Raw genomic sequence first — 23,611 nt, forward strand, 5'->3', positions numbered from 1 at the left:
AAGGAGATTTGAGTGAGACGACTGCCACGTGTAGCACTGGTGACGACTGCGGTTATATTATTGCTGTGCGCATTAGTGCTGTCAGGGCTGCGTTTTCTTCTGCCAAATATCGACAACTATCGGCAAGACCTGATCGATTACGTTGAAAAAAAGACCGATGTATCGGTACAAATTGGTAAAATTGAAGGGGCTTGGCAATCTTTTGGCCCTGTACTGACGTTGTCCGATGTCGTTTTACAGAATAAAACTACCGATATTACAGCGAATACTATTACGGTTGAATTAGATATTTGGAGCTCGTTATTTTCTCTGCGCTGGCGTTTTCGTGACTTAACCTTTTACCAGTTAAATGTTGATCACAAAGTCCCTTTCAGCCTTGGCGATTCCTCGGAAGGGCAGTCTTTAGATGGTATTGAAGAGCTATTTTTAAGGCAATTTGACCATTTTGTACTAAAAGAAAGCCAATTAACCTTCCTCACACCTTCAGAACAAAAAACGACGCTGATTTTGCCTGAACTTTCTTGGCTCAACGATAACGACAGGCATCGCGCTCAAGGTTTTGTTAGTCTTGAAACCATCAATAAGCAGCATGGTTATCTGCAAGTAAAGCTTGATGTGTCAGATAAAAATGGCGTGTTAAGCGACGGTATTTTTTATTTGCAAGCGGATAATATTGATATGCAGCCATGGCTTAGCCGCTGGCTACGGGATAACACGTCATTACGGGACGCAAATTTTAGCCTGTCTTCTTGGGTAACACTGAAAAATAACCGGATTGATAGCGGCCTTATTCAATTACGGCAAGGGGAAGCCAATTGGGGAACCGGCGAATTAGCGCAAAACTTGCAAGTCAATGATTTGCTTTTGCGAATGAAAAGGCAGGGAAATGGGTGGTTATTTAACATTCCTGAGCTTGATACCTTGAAAACCAATGAGTTTATCTGGCCACGAGGGAGCGCCTCTGTATTGTATTTGCCTGCCAGCAAAAAATACCAAGATAATGACCATTGGCGCATCCGTGCAAAAGATATTGAACTTGAACGTTTAAGTGAAATTTTACCCACTTTTTCCTTTTTAACGCCTGAAATGGTACAGGATTGGCAACATCGCCAACCAACTGGTGTAGTGAGTGAATTTGCGCTTGATATCACGCAAAATATGCCTGAAAACGTACAAATCAACATGGACTGGCAAAATGTTAGCTGGAAAAAATGGAAGGAGCTGCCTTCAGTTAATCACTTTTCAGGTGTTTTAATCGGTGGGATGCAAAGTGGTAGCGCCACCGTTAGCTTACAAGATAGTGAAGTTGACTATCGTGATGAATTTAAAGCGCCTTTCTCGATAAAAACGGCAACAGGTCAGTTCCATTGGGTCAATAATGCCAGTGAATTTAAGTTGTGGAGCCCATCATTAGAGCTACAAGCTCAGTCTCTTTGGGCAAATGGTGAGTTTCGTTACGCAAAAGCGAAAAAAGGAAATTATGCCGATCTCGCCATTCTTGCCGGAATCCGTTTAGATGATGCAGGGGATGCATGGCGTTATTTCCCTCAAAAATTAATGGGCCAAGATGTGGCCGATTACCTGACGAAAGCGATTATTGCCGGTAGTGTAGATAATGCGACTTTAGTCTATAAAGGCGACCCTGCTCATTTCCCCTATGATAACAATGATGGGCAATTCCAAGTTTATGTCCCTTTGCGTGATGCAACATTCGAATATGACAGTGAATGGCCTGCGTTATTGAACTTAGATATGAACTTAGACTTTAGGCGTGCAGGGTTATATATGCATGCGCCAAGCGTGAAATTAGCGGATGCCACAGCAACCAACCTTGATGCGAACATCCCTGATTACACTAAAGAAATGCTGTATATCAATGCAGACATCAGTGGAACTGGAAAACAAATCCAGCAATATTTTGTGCATACCCCGATGAACCACTCAATTGGCGATACGCTTGAAGAGTTACAAATTGGGGGGACTGTTAATGGCCAATTAGGGTTATCTATTCCATTGGTGGCGGGTAAAGATGTTTTTGCCAAAGGGAAAGTTAATCTCAATAAAAATGATTTATACATTCAGCCAATTGATAGCACTATTTCCGCTTTAACGGGCAGTTTTGAGTTTAACAATGGAGATTTACGCGGTGAAAACTTGCAAGGCCATTGGTTTGAACAGCCCATTACTGTTGATTTCACCACTACAGATCAAGCAAAAAATTATTTAGTGGATGTGAATGTTAGCGGAAACTGGGCGGTGAATAAGTTGGCAATGTTGCCTGCTGAGATTAAGCAAAAGGTGTCAGGAACCACTAACTGGAAAAGCCAAGTTGCGATCACTATTCCGAATACAGCAAAAGAACCTGTTGGCTTACAAATAGACGTTAGCGCAGGGCTAAAACAACTGAAAAGCCAGCTACCCGCTATTGATAACGCTCTATTAGCCGAACTTGGGCAAATTAATGTTCAGGCTAAAGGAACAACAGAACAGTTGGTGGTTGGTGGTGATATCGGTAAGCGCATTGGTTTTAATACTCAATGGGGGCTGAGTAGTAAGCCTTTAAGCTTATTAAAAGCCCATGTTGCTCAATGGCGTGATGGTATTCCTGAATTACCTAAAAATGCAACTTTTGTTGTTGATTTGCCACCTATTACCGATATGAACTGGGAGAAATTAGCCGGGTTGTTAGTGTCATCCCATAGCCGCGAAGGAGGGATGAATATTGGTTTACCTGATATGCTTGAGGTCAATATTCCATCAATTTACCTCGCTGGGCAGCAATGGAATGCAGTAAATTTTTCCTATGACTTACAACGGGCTGAGCAATTAGTCAGTATCAATAGTGAAAACTTAAAAGGTTCGTTACAAATCTTTGCTTCACAGCCTTGGCAGGTCGCCATTGATTATTTGTATTACAACCCTAGTGAATCCTCTAGTACTCAAATCAATGACCTTGCTACGACACAAATCGATTTTAGCCAATGGCCGCGGTTCCAGTTTCACTGTAAAGAGTGTTGGGTCGCTGGGCAGAAATTAGGGGAAATTAGCGCTAATATCCAACCTAAAGGCACTTTATTGCAACTGACAGATGGCACGCTAGATAACAGCGTCACGAAATTAAAGTTAGATGCTATTTGGAACAGCGAAAAAGGCAATAAAACACAAATTGCAGGTTCATTAACCGGTGAAGCTTTTGACGAAACGGCGGCGTATTTTGGTATATTGGTTCCCATTATCCAATCACCTTATACTATTGAATTTGATTTAAATTGGGCTAATTTGCCTTGGTCACCAGATATCGCCTCTTTAAATGGTAAAATGTCTGCAAAATTGGGCAAAGGAGCGATTGCACAAATGGGCGGTGGTCGTGCCGGGCAAATATTGCGTCTAGTCAGTTTTGATGCCCTGTTGCGTAAACTACGATTTGATTTTAGCGATACATTTAGTGATGACTTTGATTTTGACTCCATTAAAGGTGATGCGACCATTAAAAATGGTGTACTGGTTTCGAAAAATACCTATGTTGATGGTTTAGTTGCAGATATCGCTTTTAATGGTCAAATTGACCTCGTTAAACGCCAAATTAATGTTGAAGCCGTCATTACACCGGAAATATCTGCTACAGTAGGAGTAGCAACCGCGTTTGTAGTAAACCCATTTGCAGGCGCTGCCGTATTTGCGGCAACGAAAGTGCTCGGTCCACTATGGAGTAAAGTTTCCGTTATTCGTTACCGAGTAACAGGTAGTTTGGACGAGCCGAAAATTGATGAAGTATTACGTCAACTGAAGGAGACTCAAGAGTAATGAAAAATGGCAACGTTGCACTTTTGCAGTTATGTAGCGGAAATAATACTAAACACAATTTGGCGCAAATCGAACAACAGATCAAACAGTTACCAGAGACTGTTGAATTAGTACTGACCCCTGAAAATGCATTGTTATTTGCGGATGCGGCGACTTATCGTAAACAAGCGGAAGAGCAAGGAAAAGGCCCTTTGCAAAGTGCGATCAGCGAAATGGCCAAACGTTATCATGTTTGGATTTTAATTGGCTCAATGCCAATGATTAGCCGTGAAGATCCTGAACGTATTACGAGTAGTAGCTTATTATTTGATTCTGAAGGAAATATTAAAGCTCGCTACGATAAAATTCATATGTTTGATGTCAATATCGAAGACGAGCAAGGCACTTATAACGAGTCTGTGATTTATCAACGCGGTGAACATATCACTGTCGTTGATACACCAGTTGGCCGTCTTGGCATGACAATTTGCTATGATTTACGTTTTCCTGGTTTATTCCAAGCATTACGTGAACAAGGCGCAGAAATTATCTCTGTACCAGCGGCATTTACTCGTTACACCGGGCAAGCACATTGGGAGCCGTTATTACGTGCCCGTGCGATAGAAAACCAATGCTATATTTTAGCGCCTGCTCAAGTCGGTGTGCACGGCACACGTCGCACATGGGGGCACAGCCTTGCGGTTGATGGGTGGGGTAAAGTGATGAAAAAGAACGTGGATGCAGTCGCGTCTACGGTACTGAATATTAAAACGGACAGCTTGAGTGTCATGCGAGAGCAAATCAAAGTGGTGAAACATAACCGCTTTAGACCGCAATTGACATCCTTGATTAAAAAAGAAACCAAAGAGTAACGAATATGAGTTTAGTTTCTGTCAGCGAACATTTGCTGGCCGCCAACCGCCTTGGGCAAGAAAATCTGTATGACATTTTAGGTTTGTTATCTGAGCGCCATCTGGATTATGCGGATCTGTTCTTTCAATCGAGCTTCCATGAATCATGGGTGCTTGAAGATAGGATCATCAAAGATGGCTCTTACAATATCGACCAAGGTGTTGGTGTGAGAGCAGTCAGTGGTGAAAAAACCGGTTTTGCTTACGCAGACCAAATTTCGCTACATGCGCTGACACAAAGTGCGACCGCAGCACGCAGTATTGTGAATGAGCAAGGCTCTGGTAAATCACAAATTTTAACTAATGTTGAATATAAAAAACTGTATTCAGCAGCAGACCCACTACAAAGCTTATCGCGGGAACAAAAAATTGATTTACTGCATCGTGTTGACCAAGTTGCACGCGCAGAAGACCCACGTGTTATCGAGGTCAATGCCAGTTTAACGGGTGTTTATGAGCAAGTGCTAGTCGCCGCAACAGATGGCACTTTGGCGGCAGATGTTCGTCCGTTAGTGCGTTTGTCAGTCAGCGTGCTGGTGGAACATGACGGTAAGCGCGAACGCGGTGCAAGTGGCGGTGGTGGCCGTTATGGTTACGAATATTTCTTGGAAATTCACCAAGGGCAAGTGGTTGCTGAGCAATATGCACGTGAAGCGGTGCGTATGGCGCTGGTGAATTTGTCAGCGATCGCAGCGCCTGCTGGAATGATGCCGGTTGTGCTGGGTGCTGGTTGGCCAGGGGTTCTATTGCATGAAGCGGTAGGCCATGGTTTAGAAGGTGACTTTAACCGTCGCGGCACCTCTGTTTTTTCAGGTCAAATAGGCGAACAAGTGGCATCACCTCTGTGCACTGTGGTGGATGATGGCACGATAGCGGGCCGTCGAGGCTCTCTCGCCATTGATGACGAAGGGGTACCTGGGCAGTATAACGTCCTAATAGAAAATGGTATTTTACGTAATTATATTCAAGATAAACTGAATGCACGCCTGATGGGAGTTGCTCCAACAGGTAATGCACGTCGTGAATCTTATGCGCACTTACCTATGCCGCGTATGACCAATACCTACATGTTAGCAGGTACATCAACGCCAGAAGAAATTATTGCGAGTGTGGATAAAGGCATTTATGCACCAAACTTTGGTGGTGGTCAGGTAGATATCACCTCAGGTAAATTTGTATTTTCAACATCAGAAGCTTACCTGATTGAAAAAGGTAAGATTACTTCTCCTGTGAAGGGAGCGACGTTAATTGGCTCGGGTGTTGAAGCTATGCAGCAGATTTCAATGGTTGGTAATGACTTAGCGCTAGATAAAGGCGTTGGTGTTTGTGGCAAAGAAGGCCAAAGTGTCCCTGTTGGTGTAGGCCAACCTACATTAAAACTGGACAAACTGACTGTTGGCGGTACCGCATAATCGTTCTTGGCGATATAAACTAGGCTCTGCTCGCCCTGGTGACAACTTCTTGTCGGTGTTGTGACTAGGGCGATTGTGTGCCTGCAAAGCACAAAACAACTGAGGTGTTATGAATAAACGTTTTTTACCTGTCGTATTGATGGCTATTTTGATTGTGATTAGCCTGTATTTTAATGGTGGAGATAAAACACCATCTGAACCATCCGTTAATCAAAGCAATCCACCTTCTCGTGAAGCGATAACGCCAAAAGAAACACCACAACCGATTGATAAGCTAACTGCACAAGATAACGTGGTTAGTTTTATGGAAAAATATCAAAAACTTCCCGCTTTCTATATGACGAAAAAACAAGCCCGTGAAGCCGGATGGGATGCGAAAAAAGGTAACCTTTGCGATGTGTTACCTGGAAGAGCGATTGGCGGCGACCGTTTTTCTAACCGTGAGAAAAGTTTACCCATTGCACAAGGACGCCAATGGTTTGAAGCAGACATTAATTATCGCTGTGGTCATCGCGGGGCGGACCGTTTGCTATACTCATCAGATGGGATGATTTTTGTGACTCATGACCATTATAAGAGCTTTACACAAGTCAATTAAAGGAAATACCGTGATGAGCAAACAGGTAAGCTTTGATTTTAGGCAAATAAACTCATTGAATGATTTTTATGACCAATTTGCTCAACAATTTTCCCTTCCTGATTGGTTTGGTCATAATCTTGATGCTTTGTGGGACATGGTTTCCGCAGGCATTGAGTTACCTGTAACCATCACGTTTTCACATATGAGCGCGGAACAGCGTATAAAATTCGCAGATGTTATTGATGTGATGAATGACGCACAAGACATGTGGGAAGAAGAGTTTATTTTTGCTTTAGATATAACAAAAAGCTCTAACTAATATTCCTATCACTCATGGTAAAGTCTAAATAAGATAACTGAGCTGATAGGGGTCTTTAGGATGAATAACGTTACTTGCACTGCATTTCCACTAAAAGAAAAAAAATTTCTTATTGTTCATGGTTACACGGCATCCCCTGAAAAAAATTGGTTTCCATGGTTGAAATCAGAGCTTGAAGCCTTAGGCGCTTTTGTTAACGTCCCCACCATGCCTGACTCTTTAGCCCCCAACCCTGAAAGGTGGCAGCAGCGCTTGCAGCATTTACCTTTTGATATTGATGAAAATACGATTTTGATTGGCCATAGCTTAGGTTGCGTTACTGCATTGCGGTTTCTTCAACATGCAGGGCAATCGGTGGCAGGTTATGTATTGGTATCAGGGTTTGACGAAGAACAGCCTACATTGCCTGAATTACAGCCTCACACCGTTGAACCATTGAATTATGACGAACTCATAAAAGTGGCAAATAATCGAATATCGATTATATCAACCAATGATGAAATTGTGTCGCCGGGGTCTTCGAAAGCATTGGCAGAGGCCTTAAAAACACAGGTTATTATTGAGGAATCTGCTGGGCATTTCCTTGATAGAGAAGGCTATACTGAGTTCAAAACACTACTTGATACGATCAAAACGCATTTTAGCTAGTTATGGTTGGTAAGAATACTAGGCACACTGGTTTTGAGTATTTCAATCAACTCTGGGTCCATATATGGGTAATCATCAGGAATATCCAAAACATGAAGCGGTTTGTATTCCAAAAGGCGGGGGAAATCTGCTTTTAAGCGGTTTTTATGTTTTTGCTCCATCACAAAAATTACATCTGCCCAGCGGATTAAATCCGCATTAACAGGGCGCTTCGCATTGCGGCTCGTTCCCGCTGAACGGGTGACCCAACTTTCATGGTTGCGCCAGATCTGTTCAGCGGTTGGACTACGCCATTGGTTTTTACTGCAAATGAATAAAATATTCACGAGTTGTTGTGTATCTCTTCAAGGCTAATACGGGCAAGCTGTATATTACTTACTTGCGGGTATGCCATACCTAATTGGGCTGCACGGATCATTTTTTCGCTACGGCCGTACATTTGTTTCCAGTTTTTTTCAGGTGTATAGCAGTCAACTAGTCGTGAATTTAGTTGATCACGGGATTTATTGATTCGAGCTTTGGCTCTGCGCCATGCTCTATTTCGGGTATTATCCATATCTTCCTCATTATTTATCGGGGTTCAGCAGCCGCGATAATACGGGTCAGAGTATGTCTAACAATGGCATGATAGGTTGTTTCGGCAGCGCTATCAACACGCTTCTGGCTTTTTCAGATTATTGCTTAATTTACAAAGAAAAATCCCCTAGCCGTAGCATAGGGGATAATTCATTAAGCCATTTCAGAGAGATCTTTCAAATATTGAAAGATTTGGCGATAAGCTTTCGGCGGTTTGTTGCCTTCACGCTCTTTTTTTGCATTACGGACTAATGCACGCAGTTGTTGCCTGTCTGTTTGTGGGAACAGGGCAACCACGTCTTCAATGACTTCATCACCGCCATCTAATAAACGGGTACGTAAGTCTTCCAGTTTATGTAAAATTACCACTTGCTGGTTGTGGCGGTTTTTAAGCTTGTCCAGAGCCTCAGTAATGGGCTCAACCTCACGTGAACGTAATAACTTACCAATCAATTGCAATTGGCGGCGACGGCCTTCACGTTTGATTTTTTGGGCAAGTTCAATGGCTTCAAGTAATTGAGTATCTAACGGGATGCGTTCTAATTCACTTTTACTTAAATCAACGAGCTCAGCCCCTAACTTTTTGAGGATCTCAGCATCGCGTTTAATTTCGCTTTTACTGACCCAAATGATTTCCTCGTCTTCTTCGTCTTGCGGCGCTGGGATATCATCCAGCCAGTCATCAGGCTGTTTGGCCATATCGATTTTCCTTTTTACCGAACACAGTGGTTTAATTACGCGTAATTAATATGATTTACTGTGTTGTGAGTGTTAACATTCATCTATTATATATTGTAACTGGGAAAACCCCTCTATGACTACCTAGCATTTGCTTGTTAGGGCAGAAAATCACGTTTCCCCCACATTATTGATTGGACTAAAGCATGAGTGTAACTGAACAAGTCACCGAACAACGTAAAAAACTCGAAGAAGCCGTCGCGCACGCATTAGAATTTGCTAAAACACGTTGTGATGCTGCGGAAGTCGCAGTAAACAAAAGCACTGGGATTAGTGTAAGTACCCGCCAAGGGGAAGTCGAAAATGTTGAGTTTAACAGTGATGGAGCGCTAGGGATCACTGTTTATTATCAACAACGTAAAGGCAGTGCGTCTTCAACAGATTTAAGCCCTGAAGCTATTGAACGGACTGTTCAGGCGGCAATTGATATTGCTAACTATACCTCAGAAGACCCGTGTGCAGGGCCGGCAGACAAATCTTTGCTGGCTTTTGAAGCACCAGACCTCAATTTGTTTCAAGCGAGCGAACTTTCTCCTGAAGAGGCGATCCGCTTAGCGTCGATTGCGGAAATGTCAGCATTAAATGCAGACTCCCGCATTGTGAATACGGAAGGCGGTAGCTTTAATGGGCACTACGGGGTTCGTGTATTTGGTAACTCCCATGGCATGCTGCAAAGCTATTGTTCAAGCCGCTATTCGATGTCAAGTTGTGTGATTGCTGAGCAAAATGGTGAAATGGAGCGTGATTACGCTTATACGATTGGCCGTAGCTTAGGGGCATTACAGTCGCCTGAGTGGGTTGGGCAGGAGTGTGCTCGTCGTACTTTGTCTCGTTTATCGCCACGTAAATTACCGACAATGAAAGCCCCTGTTATTTTTGCTGCAGAAGTGGCAACAGGCCTATTTGGTCACTTAGTTGGTGCCATTAGTGGCAGCAGTATTTACCGTAAATCTTCTTTCTTACTCGATAGCTTAGGAAAGCAAATTTTACCAAGCTGGCTAACTATCAATGAGCAACCCCATTTAATGGGCGGGTTGGCGTCATCACCTTTTGATAGCGAAGGCGTACGCACTTGTGAGCGCAATATTGTCGAAAATGGCGTTTTGCAAACGTGGTTAATGACCAGCTATTCTGCAAGAAAATTGGGTTTACAAAGTACTGGGCATGCTGGAGGCATCCATAACTGGCGTATTGCAGGGCAAGGGCTTTCATTCGAAGCATTGCTGAAACAAATGGGAACAGGGCTAGTCGTTACTGAATTAATGGGACAAGGGGTTAGTGGTATCACTGGTGATTACTCTCGTGGGGCTTCAGGTTTTTGGGTCGAAAACGGTGAAATTCAGTATCCTGTGAGTGAGATTAGCATTGCTGGTAACCTAAAAGAGATGTGGGCGAATATGGTTACTATCGCTGATGATATTGAAACTCGCAGTAATATTCAGTGTGGTTCGGTACTGATCCCAGAAATGAGTATTGCCGGGGAGTAGGTTTCTACTCTGCCCATTTAAAGGCAACAAAAAAGGCACTCAATTGAGTGCCTGAATATGTCAGAGGACTTACCTGAGTTTTTTAAATAAAACTTTTTTCGCTAAGCCTTCCTTAATTCAGCCGTTATCATGATTAACGGTGGAACTCACCAGCCGCTTCTGGCTGATAAACGATTTCCAGTACGCGAACACGCGTTTGAACACCGTTTGGCAGTTCCCAGCTGATTTCATCGTTTACATGCAATCCCAACAAAGCTGCCCCAATCGGTGCCATAACAGACAGCTGCTCTGCACTATCTTTCAGGGACGCAGGGTAAACTAAGGTGCGTGTGCGTTCTTCGTTGCTGATTAAATCCAAAAAGCGAACGGTACTGTTCATCGTGACCACATCCGCAGGGATCTCTTGCGGGCTTAAGATATCTGCACGGTCAAGTTCATCATTGAGCGCTTCGGCAACTGGTGTGCCCGCATAAGCCGGCTGTTCCATCAGTGCATCTAAACGTTCAGCATCTAAATCATTGATAATAATTGTTGGCTTTGTCATACCACACTCCAATAGAGACATACAAAGCAAACACCCCCCACCCATAAGGTAGGGGGTGTCGCTAGAAATAAGTTTGTTTAAAATATTAGGCGCTATACGCTTTAAAGGGAAGAGATCATGATCACGATCTCTAAGCCTGCCTAGATAAAAATCTACTGATTGATATTATCAGTAGCTAGCTTGAAACTCAGCTGCTTTTCATCAGCGATATCAGCTATTCTTCATCAAACCTGTTTTCGAATAGGTTGATAATTGCGGACAAGGCCTGGTTTTCATCTGGGCCGCTAACTTCGATATCAATCTTACTGCCTTGTTCTGAGTCTAACATCAACATCGCAATAACGCTATCGGCCTCAGCCTCAATTTGATTATTATTACGCAAAATAACTCTTGAGTTAAATTGTTTAACTAAATCATAGAGTAACATAGCAGGCCTTGCATGCATTCCAAGCCGATTTTTGAGCGTTATTGTGGCTTTTACTGTCATTGCTGTTATTTGCGCTTTTCCAATGTTCTGTGGCGTGACTGCACGTTTTTACCACGGGAACGGAAATAGTCGGCAAGTTGCTCTGCGACATACACGGAACGGTGTTTACCTCCCGTACAGCCAATTGCAACAGTTAAGTAGCTACGGTTATTGGTTTCTAACATCGGCAGCCATAATTCTAAATAGCTACGAGTTTGATAGATGAAGTTATGGACTTCAGTATGCCTATCCAAGAATGCAGCGACTGGCCGGTCAAGGCCTGTCATCGGGCGCAATTTCGGGTCCCAGTGTGGGTTGGGTAAAAACCGTACATCGAATACATAATCGGCATCAATAGGAATACCATGTTTGAAACCAAAGGATTCAAACACCATTGTCAGTTCACGCTCACGCTTGCCCATCAAACGTGTTCTTAGCATTTCAGCTAATTCATGAACGGACATTTCAGAAGTATCGATGACTAAATCAGCACGAGAGCGTAAAGGCTCAAGTAACTCATTTTCTTCATCTATTGCGCTCTCAAGTGAAAGATTTTTACTTGAAAGTGGGTGCAACCGACGAGTGTCACTGTAACGGCGAATAAGCGTGTTGCGGTCAGCATCTAGAAACAACAATTGAGGAGAGAAGGTTGAAGGCAATTTATCAATCGCTTCTTCGAAAATCTCTGGATTATCGGGCATATTACGCACGTCGATACTAACCGCTGCTGAAATGTTACGATCAGCCAGTGAATTCGCTAACTCCGGTAGTAATACAACCGGTAGGTTATCTACGCAATAGAAACCCATATCTTCCAGCGCACGTAAGGCAACGGATTTCCCCGAACCGGAACGGCCGCTGACTATCATCAGCACCATGAGCTTGCTCCCTTTTGTTTCCTAATAATGAGTTTCTTGAAAAGCAGTACTTGCCAATTAATATTATTTAGAAACCATAACAATATCATTTGCATATGGCAAGATACATAATTTATCACTTACTCTGTAATTATGCTGTATAGCTCTTCATCACTTTGTGCACTGCGTAGGCGTTTACAGAGCGTTTTATCGGCTAGTTTTTTGGCGATAAGCGACAACGTATGCAGGTGCGTTTTACATTGGTCAGATGGCACAAGTAAGGCGAAAAGCAAGTCAACAGGTTGATTATCAATTGCATCAAAAGCAATGGGTTCCTCTAGATGTAAAAAGACGCCGACAGCACGGCTACTTTCACCTTCATTCAGCTTTCCATGAGGAATGGCAATACCACCACCAATACCTGTTGTGCCAACTTTTTCTCTGGTTAATAACGCTTCAAATACCGTATTTTCAGGTAATTCCAATTCAACGGCAGCCAGCTCACTAATAATTTCTAAAGCTCTTTTTTTACTCGTGCACACAATATTATTACGTGTACAGGCTGATGATAAAACAACGTTTAACTGGATTTCTATATCACTATTCATTTTATTGTTCACTTAGGACTACAAAACCAGATGGTGTATCCCACCATCTGGTTTGAAACATTATTCGGCTAATTAATAAGCCGCATCAATGCATTAATGTTGTCTCAGTTTTTCTTTATGTTTGGTTAATTGGCGCGACAGCTTGTCTACGAGTATATCTATAGCAGCGTACATATCATTTTCTTCCGCTGATGCGTGGAGATCCGCTCCATTAACTTGCACGGTTGCTTCAGCAATTTGCTGAACTTTTTCAACTTTCAAGACAACTTGGATACCGTTAATGCGATCAAACAATTGCTCCAATTTTTTGAGTTTTTTCTCAACAGTCTCGCGCAATGCAGGAGTAACTTCAATATTGTGTCCAGTAATCTGAAATTCCATACAATCTTCCTTATTTTATCAATTAAACCAGTTGTTTACGCTGGTTAGAGGGCGGAATGGATAACGATTCTCGATACTTAGCAACAGTTCTGCGAGCGACTTGAATGCCTTGTTCTGCAAGCATACTCGTCAATTTACTGTCACTCAATGGTTTTGCTGGGTTTTCAGCAGCAACCAGTTTTTTCACCAATGCTCGAATTGCGGTTGAGGAGGCTTCGCCACCTGTGTCCGTATTGACATGGCTGGAGAAAAAATATTTCAACTCAAAAATGCCTCGTGGGCTATGGAGAAACTTTTGAGTTGTCACTCGTGAGATAGTTGATTCATGCATGTCCACTTGATAGGCGATATCGGCCAGTATCATCGGTTTCATGTGTTCCTCACCCAGCTCAAAGAATTCTTGTTGCTGTTCTACAATACAAGTCGCGACTTTTAATAGTGTCTCATGGCGGCTCTCAAGGCTTTTAATCAGCCATTTTGCATCTTGTAGATGACTACGAATATATTGAGAATCATCTTCATTTGCTGAATTGTTTAGCATCGAAGCATAATGGTTATTAATACTTAGTTTAGGGATGCTATCTGTATTTAATTCAACTTGCCAGTGCCCTGCGATTTTTTTCACTAAAACATCTGGAATAACGTATTCCGACTCCCCAGTATTGATGGATTGGCCTGGTTTTGGATTCAGCGTTAAAATTAAGTCTATCGCAGTTTTTAGGGCATCTTCTTTTAAACGAGTTAATTTCCCTAACTGACGAAAGTCACGGTTAGCCAATAAATCAATATGATTACTGATAATGAGCTTTGCATCTTGTAGCCCATCAGTTTCCTTAGGGTAGAGTGACAATTGGATTAATAAACACTCTTTTAAGTCTTGTGCTGCGACACCCAATGGGTCGAAATGCTGAATACGTTTTAGGACAGCAATGACTTCTTCAATACTAATCTCTGGGTTATCAATCCCTTCATGTATATCAGAAATGGCTGTTGTCAGGTAACCGGAATCATCTATTGAATCAATAATAGCTGTAGCTATTGCTCTGTCCGTGTCAGTAAAAGGGGTCAGTTCAGCTTGCCACGTCAGGTAATCTTGTAATGTTTGCGTAGTTTCACCTTGATAAACAGGGAGTTCATCAAAATTATAATCATTACTGGTGCCTGACGGCGTTCCTGCCGTATATATTTCATCCCAATTAGTATCTAAAGGGAGCTCATCCGGCATATCATGGTTTTCGAGCGCATCTTTGGTATCAAGCTCACTGGTATCCGCATTTTCATTCAGGGAGTCAATAGATTCAGTCTCGGGATTTAATTCTTCTTGCTCAAGCAGTGGGTTTGTTTCCAAGGCGAGTTGAATTTCTTGCTGAAGCTCAAGTGTAGACAGCTGCAACAAGCGGATAGCTTGCTGCAATTGAGGGGTCATTGCAAGTTGTTGACTGACTCTAAGCTGCAAACTTTGCTTCATGAATCTGCTTTAATCTCCCTAAAAAAATGACAACACGATAATTTATAACCGGAAACCTTCACCCAAGTATACACGTTTTACTTGCTCGTTCTCTAAGATCATGGTTGGTGACCCATGAGCAATTAAGTGCCCTTGGCTGACAATATAGGCTCTTTCACACACATCTAAGGTTTCACGCACGTTATGGTCGGTGATTAACACACCGAGGCCGTAATCCCTTAAGTGCTGAATAATTTTTTTGATATCTAAGACGGAAATAGGGTCAACACCCGCAAAAGGTTCGTCTAATAAAATAAATTTTGGGTTAGCAGCAAGTGCACGAGCAATTTCAACACGACGGCGTTCCCCACCAGATAGCGACTGCCCCATGCTGTCGCGAAGATGAGTAATACTAAATTCTTCCATCAGTTCTTCAGCACGTTCTTTACGTTGTTGGGAACTCAAATCTTCGCGAATTTCTAACACAGCCATTAAGTTATCATAAACACTGAGGCGGCGAAAAATTGAGGCTTCTTGAGGAAGATAGCCAATTCCGCGGCGCGCACGTTCATGCAGCGGTAGAAGGCTGATATCTTCACCATCAATCATAATTTTGCCAGCGTCCCGCTGAACAATACCCACCACCATATAAAAGGTCGTTGTTTTACCGGCACCATTTGGCCCCAATAAGCCAACGATTTCACCTGATTTAACTTCCAAGCTGACATCTTCAACGACTTTACGTTTTTTATAGGCTTTAGCTAGATTTTCAGCGGTTAGTGTCGCCATAACAGTTATTTACTCTTACTTGCTGATGAATTTTTATTTGCCGCAGGGCCTTTTTCTTGCAATTGTGCCGGCAGTATCACGGTGGTGACGCGTTTACCTTTATCACTAAACGCTTCCATTTGTTGCGTTGGAACTAAATAGGTAATTTTGTCACCCTGAATGTTGCTGTCTAACTGCTCAAGATAGGCATTACCTGTTAATGTGACGAGTTGTTTATCAACCTCATAACGGGCTTTGCTGGCATGGCCTTTAATCGGTTTACCATCATCCTGTAATTGGTAAAAGGTAACCGGGGTCCCAAAGGCCTCAATCACAATTTTATCCGAGTCACTACTTGGACGTGTTACAACCACTTTATTGGCTCTGATATCAATAGAACCTTGTTTAATAACAACATCATCAGTAAAGGTGGTGACGTTTTTTTCTAAATCAAGAGATTGTTTGACCGAATTAATCGTCATTGGCTGCTGCGTATCACTTTTTAATGCCATCGCAGGTAGGCTAAGAGCCAAAATTGCACTGGCAACAGCTCCTTGAATAAAACGTTTCTTAGTTACTTGATTCATTTTAATGCTCTTCTGGTTGTAACACATAATGAGTTTTTACATCTTCGATTAATTCAGCAGTTTTTGTACGAAGGTTTCCCTTCATTTTCATACCGGTAGAATTGAGACCATGTCCAATAATGGTCACTTTATCATCAGATGAAACGTCTTGTGTTGTCAAATTGACAACTGCACTCTCAGTTGTAATTCGTTGGATCTGCGACTCTTTGGTTAAGCTATCAACCTGAACATCGCTATATAAATAGAGAATTCTATCGTTCGTTAACCGTGCTTTGAAAGCCTTAACCGTCCAGGTTGGCTCGCCAGCTTCGTTATAAGTGGTTAGAACTGGTTTCGAAAACCACGTGATTTTTCCTTCAGTATAATTATCTATTTTCTCTGAAACGAGTTTATACGCTAAATTACCCGTTGGATTATAGACAAAAGTCACTGAATCATCAGTTTGATAATTAGGTTGCCCATCATTAATTACTTTATCCTCTGCACTGTCGGAATCATTACCCGCTAAATTCCAGCCGATAAGGCCTAATACTACTAAGGATAAAATAACAATTAACCACTTCTTCGCATTGCTCATGAATTCAATCTATTCGTTATATTGATAAACCTTTTGCTTCTTCCAGTTTGTCTTGAGAAAGCAAAATAAGGTCACAAAGTTCGCGGACTGCACCTTTTCCCCCACCAATACGAGTCACGTAATCAGCTCTCGGTAATAACAAAGGATGGGCATCAGCGACGGCGACGGATAAGCCTACTTTGGCCATAACAGGCCAGTCAATCAGATCGTCTCCAATATAAGCTATTTCTTCAGCTGATAATTGTAGTGTATCTAACAGTTCGTAATACGCCAAAAGCTTATCGCTTTGACCTTGGTAAAGATATGTAATGCCTAATGTTTGAGCCCTATCTTCAAGAAGTTTCGCTTTTCTTCCTGTTATGATGGCGACTTCAATACCGGAAGTTAATAAGCAGCGTATCCCATAGCCGTCACGGACATTAAAAGCTTTGAGTTCCTCGCCATTATTCCCCATATAGACCAAGCCATCTGACATGACACCATCAACATCACAGATCAGTAATTTGATTTTTTCTGCTTTATTTAAAACAGTATTGGCAACAGGGCCATAGCAGGTTTCCAAAAAGGTAGACGTCATGGTATTTCCTTATGTTATACAACACCGGCTTGTAGCAGATCATGCATATGTAGCACACCGACTAATTTATTATCATTTGCGACTAATAACGAAGTCACGTGCCGAGATTGCATTAAATTTAGTGCTTCAACCGCTAACATTGTTGGTGATACCCGAATTCCACCGGGGGTCATTAAATCAGCAATCTTAGCGTTATTTAGGTCGATTCCCATATCAAAGATACGGCGTAAATCCCCATCAGTGAAAATACCTTCAATATTCATGTCATCATCACAAATGACTGTCATCCCCAGTTTTTTACGGGTGATTTCCACTAAAGCCTCACGTAAAGACGCGCTTTTAGGAATATGGGGGATTTCATCACCCGTATTCATTAAATCACGAACGAGGAGTAAAAGTTTGCGCCCAAGTGCGCCACCTGGATGCGAAAGCGCAAAATCATTCGCCGTGAACCCGCGTGCAGTTAATAAGGCAATAGCTAATGCATCTCCCATTACAAGTGTCGCTGTTGTACTCGTGGTCGGTGCTAGCCCCAAAGGACAGGCTTCTTGAGGTACTTTGATACACAAGTGGACATCTGCATATTTTCCCATATTACTTTCAGGGTTGTTAGTCATACAGATTAAAGGCACTTTAATTCTTTTTAAAACAGGAAGTAAGGCTAAAATTTCCCCTGACTCGCCAGAATTTGAAATAGCTAACACAACATCTTTATGAGTAATCATCCCAAGGTCACCGTGGCTAGCTTCCCCTGGGTGAACAAAAAATGATGGCGTTCCTGTACTTGCTAGTGTAGCGGCAATTTTACGGCCAATATGCCCCGATTTCCCCATTCCCATTACGACGACTTTGCCTTCACAGTTAAAAATAAGCTGGCAAGCGTTGTCAAAGTCAGTATTGATATATTGTTCTAGGTTTTTTAAACCTTCGTGTTCGATATGGAGAACTTCTTTACCTACTTTCTGAAAATCGAAGTTTGACATTTCTAGTTCCATGCGTAGCTTTTAAGTTAATCGGATTAGCGAAATCAAATTGTATAACGAATACTTAGTATCAGTAAGTATTTTGTCAGTTAAGCACTTTTTAATGTTAGTTTTATACTTAATGAGTATTTTAGGGTGCTTCGATGTAGAATTTAATACGTACAAGATGGTTTTATTAGCATCTTGAACCAAAAACAGATATGCAAATTCGCGTATCCTCAAGTTAGGTAATCACAACATTCTAAGAGCTATCTGCTGTTAATAGTGATAGTTTTTGCTGACTATAAATAAATTATATTGTTTTTTCTCTGTTTCCTTTTGATAAAAACAGAGTTGTAATTCTAAAAGTCATATTTTCGACGCTATAATACTATAAATTCTATTTTGTTGTGATATTTGACGATTTTCAGTTTATCTTTCGGTAACATCTGAACGGATAAAAACATTTACGCGTGGTGTATAACGAGTTATTTAACATGCAAGCACAGACAGACAACTTAATTGAAGTACGGAACATGTCCTTTACTCGAGGAAATCGGAAAATATTTGAGAATATTAATCTGACCGTTCCTCGTGGGAAAATTACGGCAATTATGGGGCCGTCAGGGATTGGTAAAACCACATTACTGCGCTTGATTGGAGGCCAATTACGGCCAAACGAAGGTGAAATTTGGTTTGATGGTGACAATATTCCAACACTGTCACGCTCAAAGCTATATCAGTCCCGTAAAAAGATGAGCATGCTGTTTCAATCAGGGGCGCTATTTACGGATATGAACGTATTCAATAATGTGGCTTTCCCTCTACGTGAGCATACGAATCTGCCAGAATCGCTGATTCACACTACGGTAATGATGAAATTAGAGGCGGTTGGTTTACGTGGCGCCGCAAAATTAATGCCATCCGAATTGTCAGGTGGTATGGCACGGCGTGCTGCATTAGCGCGTGCTATCGCACTTGACCCAGATTTAATCATGTTTGATGAACCTTTTGTCGGTCAAGACCCGATTACTATGGGGGTTTTGGTTAAATTGATTGATGAGCTTAATCAAGCACTGGGTGTGACCTGTGTCGTGGTTTCCCATGATGTTCCAGAAGTATTGAGCATCGCAGATAATGCTTATATTGTTGCACAGCAGCACGTCATTGCTCAGGGAACAGGCGAGGAATTACGTGAAAACCAAGACCCTCGTGTGCGACAATTTCTTGATGGTATTGCGGATGGGCCTGTTCCATTCCGTTTTCCCGCCAATGATTATCTAGCTGATTTATTAGGGTAAAATAAGATGATAATAAAGGCGATAGCAGCCTTCGGACGCCGATGGATTGATATATTTTCCGCGTTTGGTCGAGCAGGTTACATGCTGTTTCGCGCCTTACTCGGCAAACCAGAGTTTCGTAAACAATGGCCATTATTGATGAAGCAATTGTACGCCATTGGTGTGCAGTCATTGCTGATCATCGCTGTCTCAGGGTTATTTATTGGGATGGTTTTAGGGTTACAAGGTTATTTGGTTCTCACTACGTTTAGTGCTGAAGCTAGCTTAGGTATGATGGTGGCACTTTCACTATTACGTGAATTAGGCCCTGTTGTGACCGCCTTGTTGTTTGCTGGACGAGCGGGTTCTGCATTAACAGCTGAAATTGGCTTAATGAAAGCGACTGAACAAATTTCTAGCCTTGAAATGATGGCAGTGGACCCGCTTAGGCGTGTGATAGCCCCACGGTTTTGGGCTGGTTTTATTAGTATGCCGTTGTTATCTCTTATTTTTGTTGCTGTCGGTATTTTAGGTGGCGCACTAGTTGGGGTTGACTGGAAGGGGATTGATGAGGGCTTTTTCTGGGCTTCAATGCAATCTTCCGTCGATTGGCGGCTAGATTTAGTCAACTGTGTGATTAAAAGCTTAGTCTTTGCTATCACAGTGACTTGGATCGCATTATTTAATGGCTATGATGCCATCCCAACTTCGGAGGGGATAAGCCAAGCTACAACAAGAACAGTTGTGCATGCGTCATTGTCTGTTTTAGGACTGGATTTCGTACTTACCGCACTGATGTTTGGGAACTAAGTCATGCAAAGTAAAAAAAGTGAAATATGGGTTGGTTGTTTTATGTTGCTGGCGATTGCCGCAATTATCTTTTTATGTTTAAAAGTCGCTGATTTAAAATCGATAGGAAGCCAATCCACCTATCAAATCTCAGCCTCTTTTGAAAATATTGGTGGCTTAAAAGAAGGCTCACCAATTAAAGTTGGTGGTGTGGTGGTTGGCCGAGTTGCCAGTATCACACTAGATAAAAAGAATTATGTTCCTGAAGTTAAAATTGATTTATTGAGCGAATACGACAATATTCCTGATTCAAGCTCGCTGTCAATTCGCACGTCAGGTTTGTTGGGTGAACAGTATATTGCAATGAATATCGGCCCAGATGATGAAGAATTAGGTATAGCAATCTTAAAAAATGGCGGGCGTCTTGAAGATACTAAGCCAGCTATGGTATTAGAAGACTTAATTGGCCAGTTTTTATATAAAAGTGGTGATAGCCAAGGTGCAGAGCCAGAGTCAACTGCACAGTAATTTGATGCTCCCTTTGAAGAATAAAGGAATGAATTATGTTTAAACGTTTAATGATGGTTGCTATGTTGGCAATTGCGCCATTTGCCATGGCAGTAGACCAAACCAACCCTTATAAATTAATGGATGAAGCGGCGGCGAAAACGTTTAACCGCTTGAAATCAGAGCAACCTAAAATTAAGCAAGACCCTGAGTACCTTAGAACAATTGTTCGTGAGGAATTATTACCTTATGTACAAGTTAAATATGCAGGGGCTTTGGTGTTAGGAACCTATTATAAAGGGGCAACTCCAGTACAGCGTGAGGCTTATTTCAAAGCGTTTGAAGATTACCTTGAGCAAGTTTATGGTCAAGCATTGGCCATGTACCATGGTCAAACGTATCAAATAGCACCAGAGCAACCGTTGGGAGATAAAAACATTGTTGCTATTCGTGTGACTATTGTTGATACCAACGGCCGCCCTCCCGTACGTTTAGATTTCCAATGGCGTAAAAATAGTAAAACTGGCTACTGGCAAGCTTACGACATGATTGCAGAAGGTGTGAGTATGATCACAACTAAGCAAAATGAATGGGGTGATATTTTACGTAAGCAAGGTGTTGATGGCTTAACAAAACAGTTAGAAATCAGTGCAAAAGCACCTATTACTTTAGAAGAGAATAAGTAATATGAGTCAGTTGTTAGCATGGGAACTCATTGAAACAACGCTATATTTCAACGGGACATTAGACCGTGATTCGCTTATGTCGTTTTGGAATAGAAAAGAGTCATCGCTAGAACATACTGAAAGTATAGATGTTTCTGGTCTTAAACATGTGGACTCAACAGGGTTGGCGATGCTCGTTCGCTTAAAAGGTGAATTCCAAGCTAAAAACCGTTCACTGAATATTACTGGTGTCAGTGATAACTTGAAGACATTGATTGAGCTATACGGGGTTCAAGAGGTTATTCTCAATTAGGTTAAATATCCTAAATTGGGTCAAGTTATGTAAAAATGAGCGCCTCTATGTGCTTTTCGGCACGAGAGGCGTTTTCTTTGGTTTAAGTGTTAAGCCTAATCCTTTAGGATAGAGGATTAAGCTCTGGCTGTTCTTATTGCGATGTTTCTGTATGCAACGCATGCAATTTGCACTATTTAGAGTAAAATTATAAATCACAAATAATTAATAAATTGAGTCATTATGGATACCAACGAAATTAAGCAAGTATTGATGGAAAAATTGTCTCTGAATGAGGCTATTGTTACTGGTGATGGTAGCCACTTTCAGGTTATTGCTGTCGGTGACATGTTTGACGGCATGAGCCGTGTTAAGCAACAGCAAGCAATTTATGCACCTTTAATGGAGTATATTGCGGATAACCGCATTCATGCTTTGTCTATTAAAGCGTACACCCCTGCGCAATGGGAGCGCGATCGTAAACTTAGTGGCCTTTGATTTCAAAGCCTAAGCGAACAGACTGTAAAATTCGACATACGAGAATACTTGAATGGATAAGTTTTTAGTTAAAGGACCAACCCGCTTAGAGGGTGAGGTCACGATATCTGGCGCAAAAAATGCGGCATTACCAATTCTGTTCGCTGCTCTGTTGGCTGAAGAGCCAGTAGAAATACAGAATGTCCCTCATTTGAGGGATATTGACACAACGATTAAATTATTAAATCAACTTGGTACTAAAGTAAAACGCAATGGCTCAGTATATGTCGATGCAAGCACGGTAACGACATACTGCGCGCCTTATGACCTCGTTAAAACCATGCGTGCATCCATTTGGGCTTTAGCGCCATTGGTTGCCCGTTTTGGTCATGGTGAAGTCTCTTTACCAGGTGGTTGTGCTATCGGTGCTCGCCCTGTTGATTTACATATTTCTGGTTTAGAGCAATTAGGCGCAAAGATTGCTTTAGAAGATGGTTATGTGAAAGCAACGGTTGATGGTCGCTTAAAAGGTGCTTGCATTGTGATGGATAAAGTCAGTGTGGGGGCGACAGTCTCTATTATGACAGCGGCAACCTTAGCTGAAGGAACCACAATAATTGAAAATGCGGCACGTGAACCTGAAATTGAAGATACCGCTAACTTCCTAAATACCCTAGGTGCAAAAATTACTGGGGCAGGGACTGACCGCATTGTAATTGAAGGTGTTGAACGTTTAGGTGGTGGAGTTTATAAAGTACTGCCTGACCGTATTGAAACGGGAACATTCTTGATTGCTGCTGCGGTTTCACGCGGTAAAGTCATCTGCCGTAATGCTCGCCCAGATACACTGGATGCGGTGCTAGCTAAATTGCGTGAAGCTGGGGCTAAAATTGAAATCGGTGGTGACTGGATTAGCCTAGATATGGAAGGCAAGCGTCCAAAAGCGGTGACATTACGTACAGCACCACACCCAGGGTTCCCAACTGATATGCAAGCACAGTTTAGCTTACTTAATCTTGTTGCTGATGGGGCGGGGATGATCACTGAAACGATTTTTGAGAATCGTTTTATGCATATCCCAGAGCTGATCCGTATGGGAGCTCATGCTGAAATTGAAAGCAATACTGTGTTATGTCACGGTGTTGAAAAATTAACTAGTGCGCAGGTAATGGCAACAGATTTACGAGCATCTGCAAGTTTAGTTATTGCGGGCTGCATTGCTGAAGGGACAACGACAGTTGACCGTATTTATCATATTGACCGTGGTTATGAGCACATCGAAGATAAGCTACGTGGTTTAGGTGCTGATATTCAGCGCGTACATTCAGATGATTAATGCATTGGTAGGGTGAATGGGGCTCCTCCATTCAGCG

28 protein-coding genes are annotated in these 23,611 nt (G+C 42.1%); 14 read left to right on the forward strand and 14 right to left on the reverse strand.

Going from position 1 to position 23,611, the window contains the following annotated elements; genetic code table 11:
- Positions 1-12: 12 nt before the first annotated feature.
- From yhdP to M1F25_RS04930, 6 genes are all read left to right on the forward strand, one after another.
- Positions 13-3,804 (forward strand): AsmA2 domain-containing protein YhdP, encoded by a 3,792-nt coding sequence (gene yhdP, locus M1F25_RS04905; protein WP_181489380.1) that lies wholly within the window; start codon positions 13-15, stop codon positions 3,802-3,804.
- Positions 3,804-4,655: a deaminated glutathione amidase gene (nit1, locus tag M1F25_RS04910; protein ID WP_004258360.1), complete on the forward strand. Its 852-nt coding sequence runs from the start codon at positions 3,804-3,806 to the stop codon at positions 4,653-4,655. The genes yhdP and nit1 overlap by 1 nt, the downstream gene beginning before the upstream one ends.
- A gap of 5 nt (positions 4,656-4,660) precedes the next feature.
- Positions 4,661-6,106, forward strand: coding sequence for a metalloprotease TldD (tldD, locus tag M1F25_RS04915; protein WP_110591211.1), 1,446 nt, complete (start codon positions 4,661-4,663; stop codon positions 6,104-6,106).
- Between the two features lie 109 nt (positions 6,107-6,215).
- Entirely contained in the window at positions 6,216-6,704 is a 489-nt protein-coding gene (locus M1F25_RS04920; RefSeq protein ID WP_004258351.1) for a ribonuclease domain-containing protein, read from the forward strand.
- A gap of 13 nt (positions 6,705-6,717) precedes the next feature.
- Positions 6,718-7,005, forward strand: coding sequence for a barstar family protein (locus tag M1F25_RS04925; RefSeq protein ID WP_004258345.1), 288 nt, complete (start codon positions 6,718-6,720; stop codon positions 7,003-7,005).
- Positions 7,006-7,065: 60 nt separating this feature from the next.
- Positions 7,066-7,653 carry an RBBP9/YdeN family alpha/beta hydrolase gene (locus M1F25_RS04930; RefSeq protein WP_094961511.1) on the forward strand — a complete coding sequence of 196 codons (588 nt, stop codon included), beginning with the start codon at positions 7,066-7,068 and terminating at the stop codon, positions 7,651-7,653.
- On the opposite strand, the gene M1F25_RS04935 is transcribed toward M1F25_RS04930, so the two are convergent.
- The 3 genes from M1F25_RS04935 to yjgA form a co-directional block, all read right to left on the reverse strand.
- A complete protein-coding gene (locus tag M1F25_RS04935) occupies positions 7,650-7,979 on the reverse strand; it encodes a low molecular weight protein tyrosine phosphatase family protein (RefSeq protein WP_004258336.1) in 330 nt (109 codons plus the stop codon). The two genes, M1F25_RS04930 and M1F25_RS04935, sit on opposite strands and share 4 nt — an antisense overlap.
- Positions 7,976-8,209, reverse strand: a complete 234-nt coding sequence (locus M1F25_RS04940) for a hypothetical protein (RefSeq protein ID WP_094961512.1) — start codon at positions 8,207-8,209, stop codon at positions 7,976-7,978. The genes M1F25_RS04935 and M1F25_RS04940 overlap by 4 nt, the downstream gene beginning before the upstream one ends.
- Before the next feature lie 173 nt (positions 8,210-8,382).
- Positions 8,383-8,928, reverse strand: a complete 546-nt coding sequence (gene yjgA, locus M1F25_RS04945; RefSeq protein WP_004258329.1) for a ribosome biogenesis factor YjgA — start codon at positions 8,926-8,928, stop codon at positions 8,383-8,385.
- 185 nt (positions 8,929-9,113) lie between these two features.
- Between yjgA and pmbA the strand changes: the two genes are divergently transcribed.
- On the forward strand, positions 9,114-10,454 hold the full coding sequence (pmbA, locus tag M1F25_RS04950; RefSeq protein ID WP_181489382.1) for a metalloprotease PmbA: 1,341 nt from the start codon (positions 9,114-9,116) through the stop codon (positions 10,452-10,454).
- Positions 10,455-10,587: 133 nt separating this feature from the next.
- Here the strand turns inward: pmbA and rnk are convergent, their stop codons facing one another.
- The 11 genes from rnk to kdsD all read right to left on the reverse strand — a co-directional run bounded on the left by rnk (position 10,588) and on the right by kdsD (position 18,249).
- A complete protein-coding gene (rnk, locus tag M1F25_RS04955; RefSeq protein WP_004908251.1) occupies positions 10,588-10,998 on the reverse strand; it encodes a nucleoside diphosphate kinase regulator in 411 nt (136 codons plus the stop codon).
- A 214-nt stretch (positions 10,999-11,212) separates the two neighbouring features.
- A complete protein-coding gene (npr, locus tag M1F25_RS04960) occupies positions 11,213-11,485 on the reverse strand; it encodes a PTS phosphocarrier protein NPr (protein ID WP_004258320.1) in 273 nt (90 codons plus the stop codon).
- A 5-nt stretch (positions 11,486-11,490) separates the two neighbouring features.
- Positions 11,491-12,342: an RNase adapter RapZ gene (rapZ, locus tag M1F25_RS04965; RefSeq protein WP_004258318.1), complete on the reverse strand. Its 852-nt coding sequence runs from the start codon at positions 12,340-12,342 to the stop codon at positions 11,491-11,493.
- Between the two features lie 119 nt (positions 12,343-12,461).
- Positions 12,462-12,929, reverse strand: a complete 468-nt coding sequence (ptsN, locus tag M1F25_RS04970; protein ID WP_004258311.1) for a PTS IIA-like nitrogen regulatory protein PtsN — start codon at positions 12,927-12,929, stop codon at positions 12,462-12,464.
- 93 nt (positions 12,930-13,022) lie between these two features.
- A complete protein-coding gene (hpf, locus tag M1F25_RS04975) occupies positions 13,023-13,310 on the reverse strand; it encodes a ribosome hibernation promoting factor (RefSeq protein WP_004258306.1) in 288 nt (95 codons plus the stop codon).
- Between the two features lie 22 nt (positions 13,311-13,332).
- Positions 13,333-14,778, reverse strand: coding sequence for an RNA polymerase factor sigma-54 (gene rpoN, locus M1F25_RS04980; protein ID WP_004258305.1), 1,446 nt, complete (start codon positions 14,776-14,778; stop codon positions 13,333-13,335).
- Positions 14,779-14,820: 42 nt separating this feature from the next.
- Positions 14,821-15,546 (reverse strand): LPS export ABC transporter ATP-binding protein, encoded by a 726-nt coding sequence (gene lptB, locus M1F25_RS04985; RefSeq protein WP_004908261.1) that lies wholly within the window; start codon positions 15,544-15,546, stop codon positions 14,821-14,823.
- 5 nt (positions 15,547-15,551) lie between these two features.
- The gene (gene lptA, locus M1F25_RS04990; RefSeq protein ID WP_004908264.1) at positions 15,552-16,112 is read right to left on the reverse strand and encodes a lipopolysaccharide ABC transporter substrate-binding protein LptA; all 561 of its coding nucleotides are present in this window, start codon (positions 16,110-16,112) and stop codon (positions 15,552-15,554) included.
- Between the two features lies 1 nt (position 16,113).
- Positions 16,114-16,689: an LPS export ABC transporter periplasmic protein LptC gene (gene lptC, locus M1F25_RS04995; protein ID WP_004258294.1), complete on the reverse strand. Its 576-nt coding sequence runs from the start codon at positions 16,687-16,689 to the stop codon at positions 16,114-16,116.
- A gap of 16 nt (positions 16,690-16,705) precedes the next feature.
- A complete protein-coding gene (gene kdsC / locus M1F25_RS05000; protein WP_004258291.1) occupies positions 16,706-17,266 on the reverse strand; it encodes a 3-deoxy-manno-octulosonate-8-phosphatase KdsC in 561 nt (186 codons plus the stop codon).
- A 14-nt stretch (positions 17,267-17,280) separates the two neighbouring features.
- Positions 17,281-18,249 carry an arabinose-5-phosphate isomerase KdsD gene (gene kdsD, locus M1F25_RS05005; RefSeq protein WP_036958027.1) on the reverse strand — a complete coding sequence of 323 codons (969 nt, stop codon included), beginning with the start codon at positions 18,247-18,249 and terminating at the stop codon, positions 17,281-17,283.
- A 476-nt stretch (positions 18,250-18,725) separates the two neighbouring features.
- Between kdsD and mlaF the strand changes: the two genes are divergently transcribed.
- The 7 genes from mlaF (at position 18,726) to murA (ending at position 23,574) form a co-directional block, all read left to right on the forward strand.
- Positions 18,726-19,529, forward strand: coding sequence for a phospholipid ABC transporter ATP-binding protein MlaF (mlaF, locus tag M1F25_RS05010; RefSeq protein WP_004258281.1), 804 nt, complete (start codon positions 18,726-18,728; stop codon positions 19,527-19,529).
- A gap of 6 nt (positions 19,530-19,535) precedes the next feature.
- Positions 19,536-20,318, forward strand: coding sequence for a lipid asymmetry maintenance ABC transporter permease subunit MlaE (gene mlaE, locus M1F25_RS05015; protein WP_004258277.1), 783 nt, complete (start codon positions 19,536-19,538; stop codon positions 20,316-20,318).
- Positions 20,319-20,321: 3 nt separating this feature from the next.
- A complete protein-coding gene (gene mlaD / locus M1F25_RS05020; protein WP_004258272.1) occupies positions 20,322-20,825 on the forward strand; it encodes an outer membrane lipid asymmetry maintenance protein MlaD in 504 nt (167 codons plus the stop codon).
- 35 nt (positions 20,826-20,860) lie between these two features.
- Positions 20,861-21,490, forward strand: a complete 630-nt coding sequence (gene mlaC / locus M1F25_RS05025) for a phospholipid-binding protein MlaC (protein WP_094961514.1) — start codon at positions 20,861-20,863, stop codon at positions 21,488-21,490.
- 1 nt (position 21,491) lies between these two features.
- Complete coding sequence (gene mlaB, locus M1F25_RS05030; protein WP_094961515.1) at positions 21,492-21,782, forward strand: lipid asymmetry maintenance protein MlaB; 291 nt, start codon at positions 21,492-21,494, stop codon at positions 21,780-21,782.
- Positions 21,783-22,004: 222 nt separating this feature from the next.
- Positions 22,005-22,259, forward strand: coding sequence for a BolA family iron metabolism protein IbaG (ibaG, locus tag M1F25_RS05035; RefSeq protein WP_004258269.1), 255 nt, complete (start codon positions 22,005-22,007; stop codon positions 22,257-22,259).
- Between the two features lie 52 nt (positions 22,260-22,311).
- Positions 22,312-23,574: a UDP-N-acetylglucosamine 1-carboxyvinyltransferase gene (gene murA / locus M1F25_RS05040; RefSeq protein WP_096864408.1), complete on the forward strand. Its 1,263-nt coding sequence runs from the start codon at positions 22,312-22,314 to the stop codon at positions 23,572-23,574.
- Positions 23,575-23,611: the final 37 nt, after the last annotated feature.

Origin of the sequence: Providencia sp. PROV109, from assembly GCF_033681625.1 — a bacterium.
Taxonomy (GTDB): Bacteria; Pseudomonadota; Gammaproteobacteria; order Enterobacterales; family Enterobacteriaceae; genus Providencia; species Providencia hangzhouensis.

Bases quoted from the DNA above. Each gene is read 5' to 3' on its own strand.
- pmbA (WP_181489382.1), top strand. From the start codon at position 9,114: ATGAGTGTAACTGAACAAGTCACCGAACAACGTAAAAAACTCGAAGAA.
- yjgA (WP_004258329.1), bottom strand. From the start codon at position 8,928: ATGGCCAAACAGCCTGATGACTGGCTGGATGATATCCCAGCGCCGCAA.
- M1F25_RS04930 (WP_094961511.1), top strand. From the start codon at position 7,066: ATGAATAACGTTACTTGCACTGCATTTCCACTAAAAGAAAAAAAATTT.
- mlaE (WP_004258277.1), top strand. From the start codon at position 19,536: ATGATAATAAAGGCGATAGCAGCCTTCGGACGCCGATGGATTGATATA.
- npr (WP_004258320.1), bottom strand. From the start codon at position 11,485: ATGACAGTAAAAGCCACAATAACGCTCAAAAATCGGCTTGGAATGCAT.
- murA (WP_096864408.1), top strand. From the start codon at position 22,312: ATGGATAAGTTTTTAGTTAAAGGACCAACCCGCTTAGAGGGTGAGGTC.
- M1F25_RS04925 (WP_004258345.1), top strand. From the start codon at position 6,718: ATGAGCAAACAGGTAAGCTTTGATTTTAGGCAAATAAACTCATTGAAT.
- M1F25_RS04920 (WP_004258351.1), top strand. From the start codon at position 6,216: ATGAATAAACGTTTTTTACCTGTCGTATTGATGGCTATTTTGATTGTG.
- mlaD (WP_004258272.1), top strand. From the start codon at position 20,322: ATGCAAAGTAAAAAAAGTGAAATATGGGTTGGTTGTTTTATGTTGCTG.
- nit1 (WP_004258360.1), top strand. From the start codon at position 3,804: ATGAAAAATGGCAACGTTGCACTTTTGCAGTTATGTAGCGGAAATAAT.
- rnk (WP_004908251.1), bottom strand. From the start codon at position 10,998: ATGACAAAGCCAACAATTATTATCAATGATTTAGATGCTGAACGTTTA.
- kdsD (WP_036958027.1), bottom strand. From the start codon at position 18,249: ATGTCAAACTTCGATTTTCAGAAAGTAGGTAAAGAAGTTCTCCATATC.
- lptC (WP_004258294.1), bottom strand. From the start codon at position 16,689: ATGAGCAATGCGAAGAAGTGGTTAATTGTTATTTTATCCTTAGTAGTA.
- rapZ (WP_004258318.1), bottom strand. From the start codon at position 12,342: ATGGTGCTGATGATAGTCAGCGGCCGTTCCGGTTCGGGGAAATCCGTT.
- rpoN (WP_004258305.1), bottom strand. From the start codon at position 14,778: ATGAAGCAAAGTTTGCAGCTTAGAGTCAGTCAACAACTTGCAATGACC.
- kdsC (WP_004258291.1), bottom strand. From the start codon at position 17,266: ATGACGTCTACCTTTTTGGAAACCTGCTATGGCCCTGTTGCCAATACT.
- lptA (WP_004908264.1), bottom strand. From the start codon at position 16,112: ATGAATCAAGTAACTAAGAAACGTTTTATTCAAGGAGCTGTTGCCAGT.
- mlaF (WP_004258281.1), top strand. From the start codon at position 18,726: ATGCAAGCACAGACAGACAACTTAATTGAAGTACGGAACATGTCCTTT.
- hpf (WP_004258306.1), bottom strand. From the start codon at position 13,310: ATGGAATTTCAGATTACTGGACACAATATTGAAGTTACTCCTGCATTG.
- mlaC (WP_094961514.1), top strand. From the start codon at position 20,861: ATGTTTAAACGTTTAATGATGGTTGCTATGTTGGCAATTGCGCCATTT.
- M1F25_RS04940 (WP_094961512.1), bottom strand. From the start codon at position 8,209: ATGGATAATACCCGAAATAGAGCATGGCGCAGAGCCAAAGCTCGAATC.
- mlaB (WP_094961515.1), top strand. From the start codon at position 21,492: ATGAGTCAGTTGTTAGCATGGGAACTCATTGAAACAACGCTATATTTC.
- tldD (WP_110591211.1), top strand. From the start codon at position 4,661: ATGAGTTTAGTTTCTGTCAGCGAACATTTGCTGGCCGCCAACCGCCTT.
- ptsN (WP_004258311.1), bottom strand. From the start codon at position 12,929: ATGAATAGTGATATAGAAATCCAGTTAAACGTTGTTTTATCATCAGCC.
- ibaG (WP_004258269.1), top strand. From the start codon at position 22,005: ATGGATACCAACGAAATTAAGCAAGTATTGATGGAAAAATTGTCTCTG.
- lptB (WP_004908261.1), bottom strand. From the start codon at position 15,546: ATGGCGACACTAACCGCTGAAAATCTAGCTAAAGCCTATAAAAAACGT.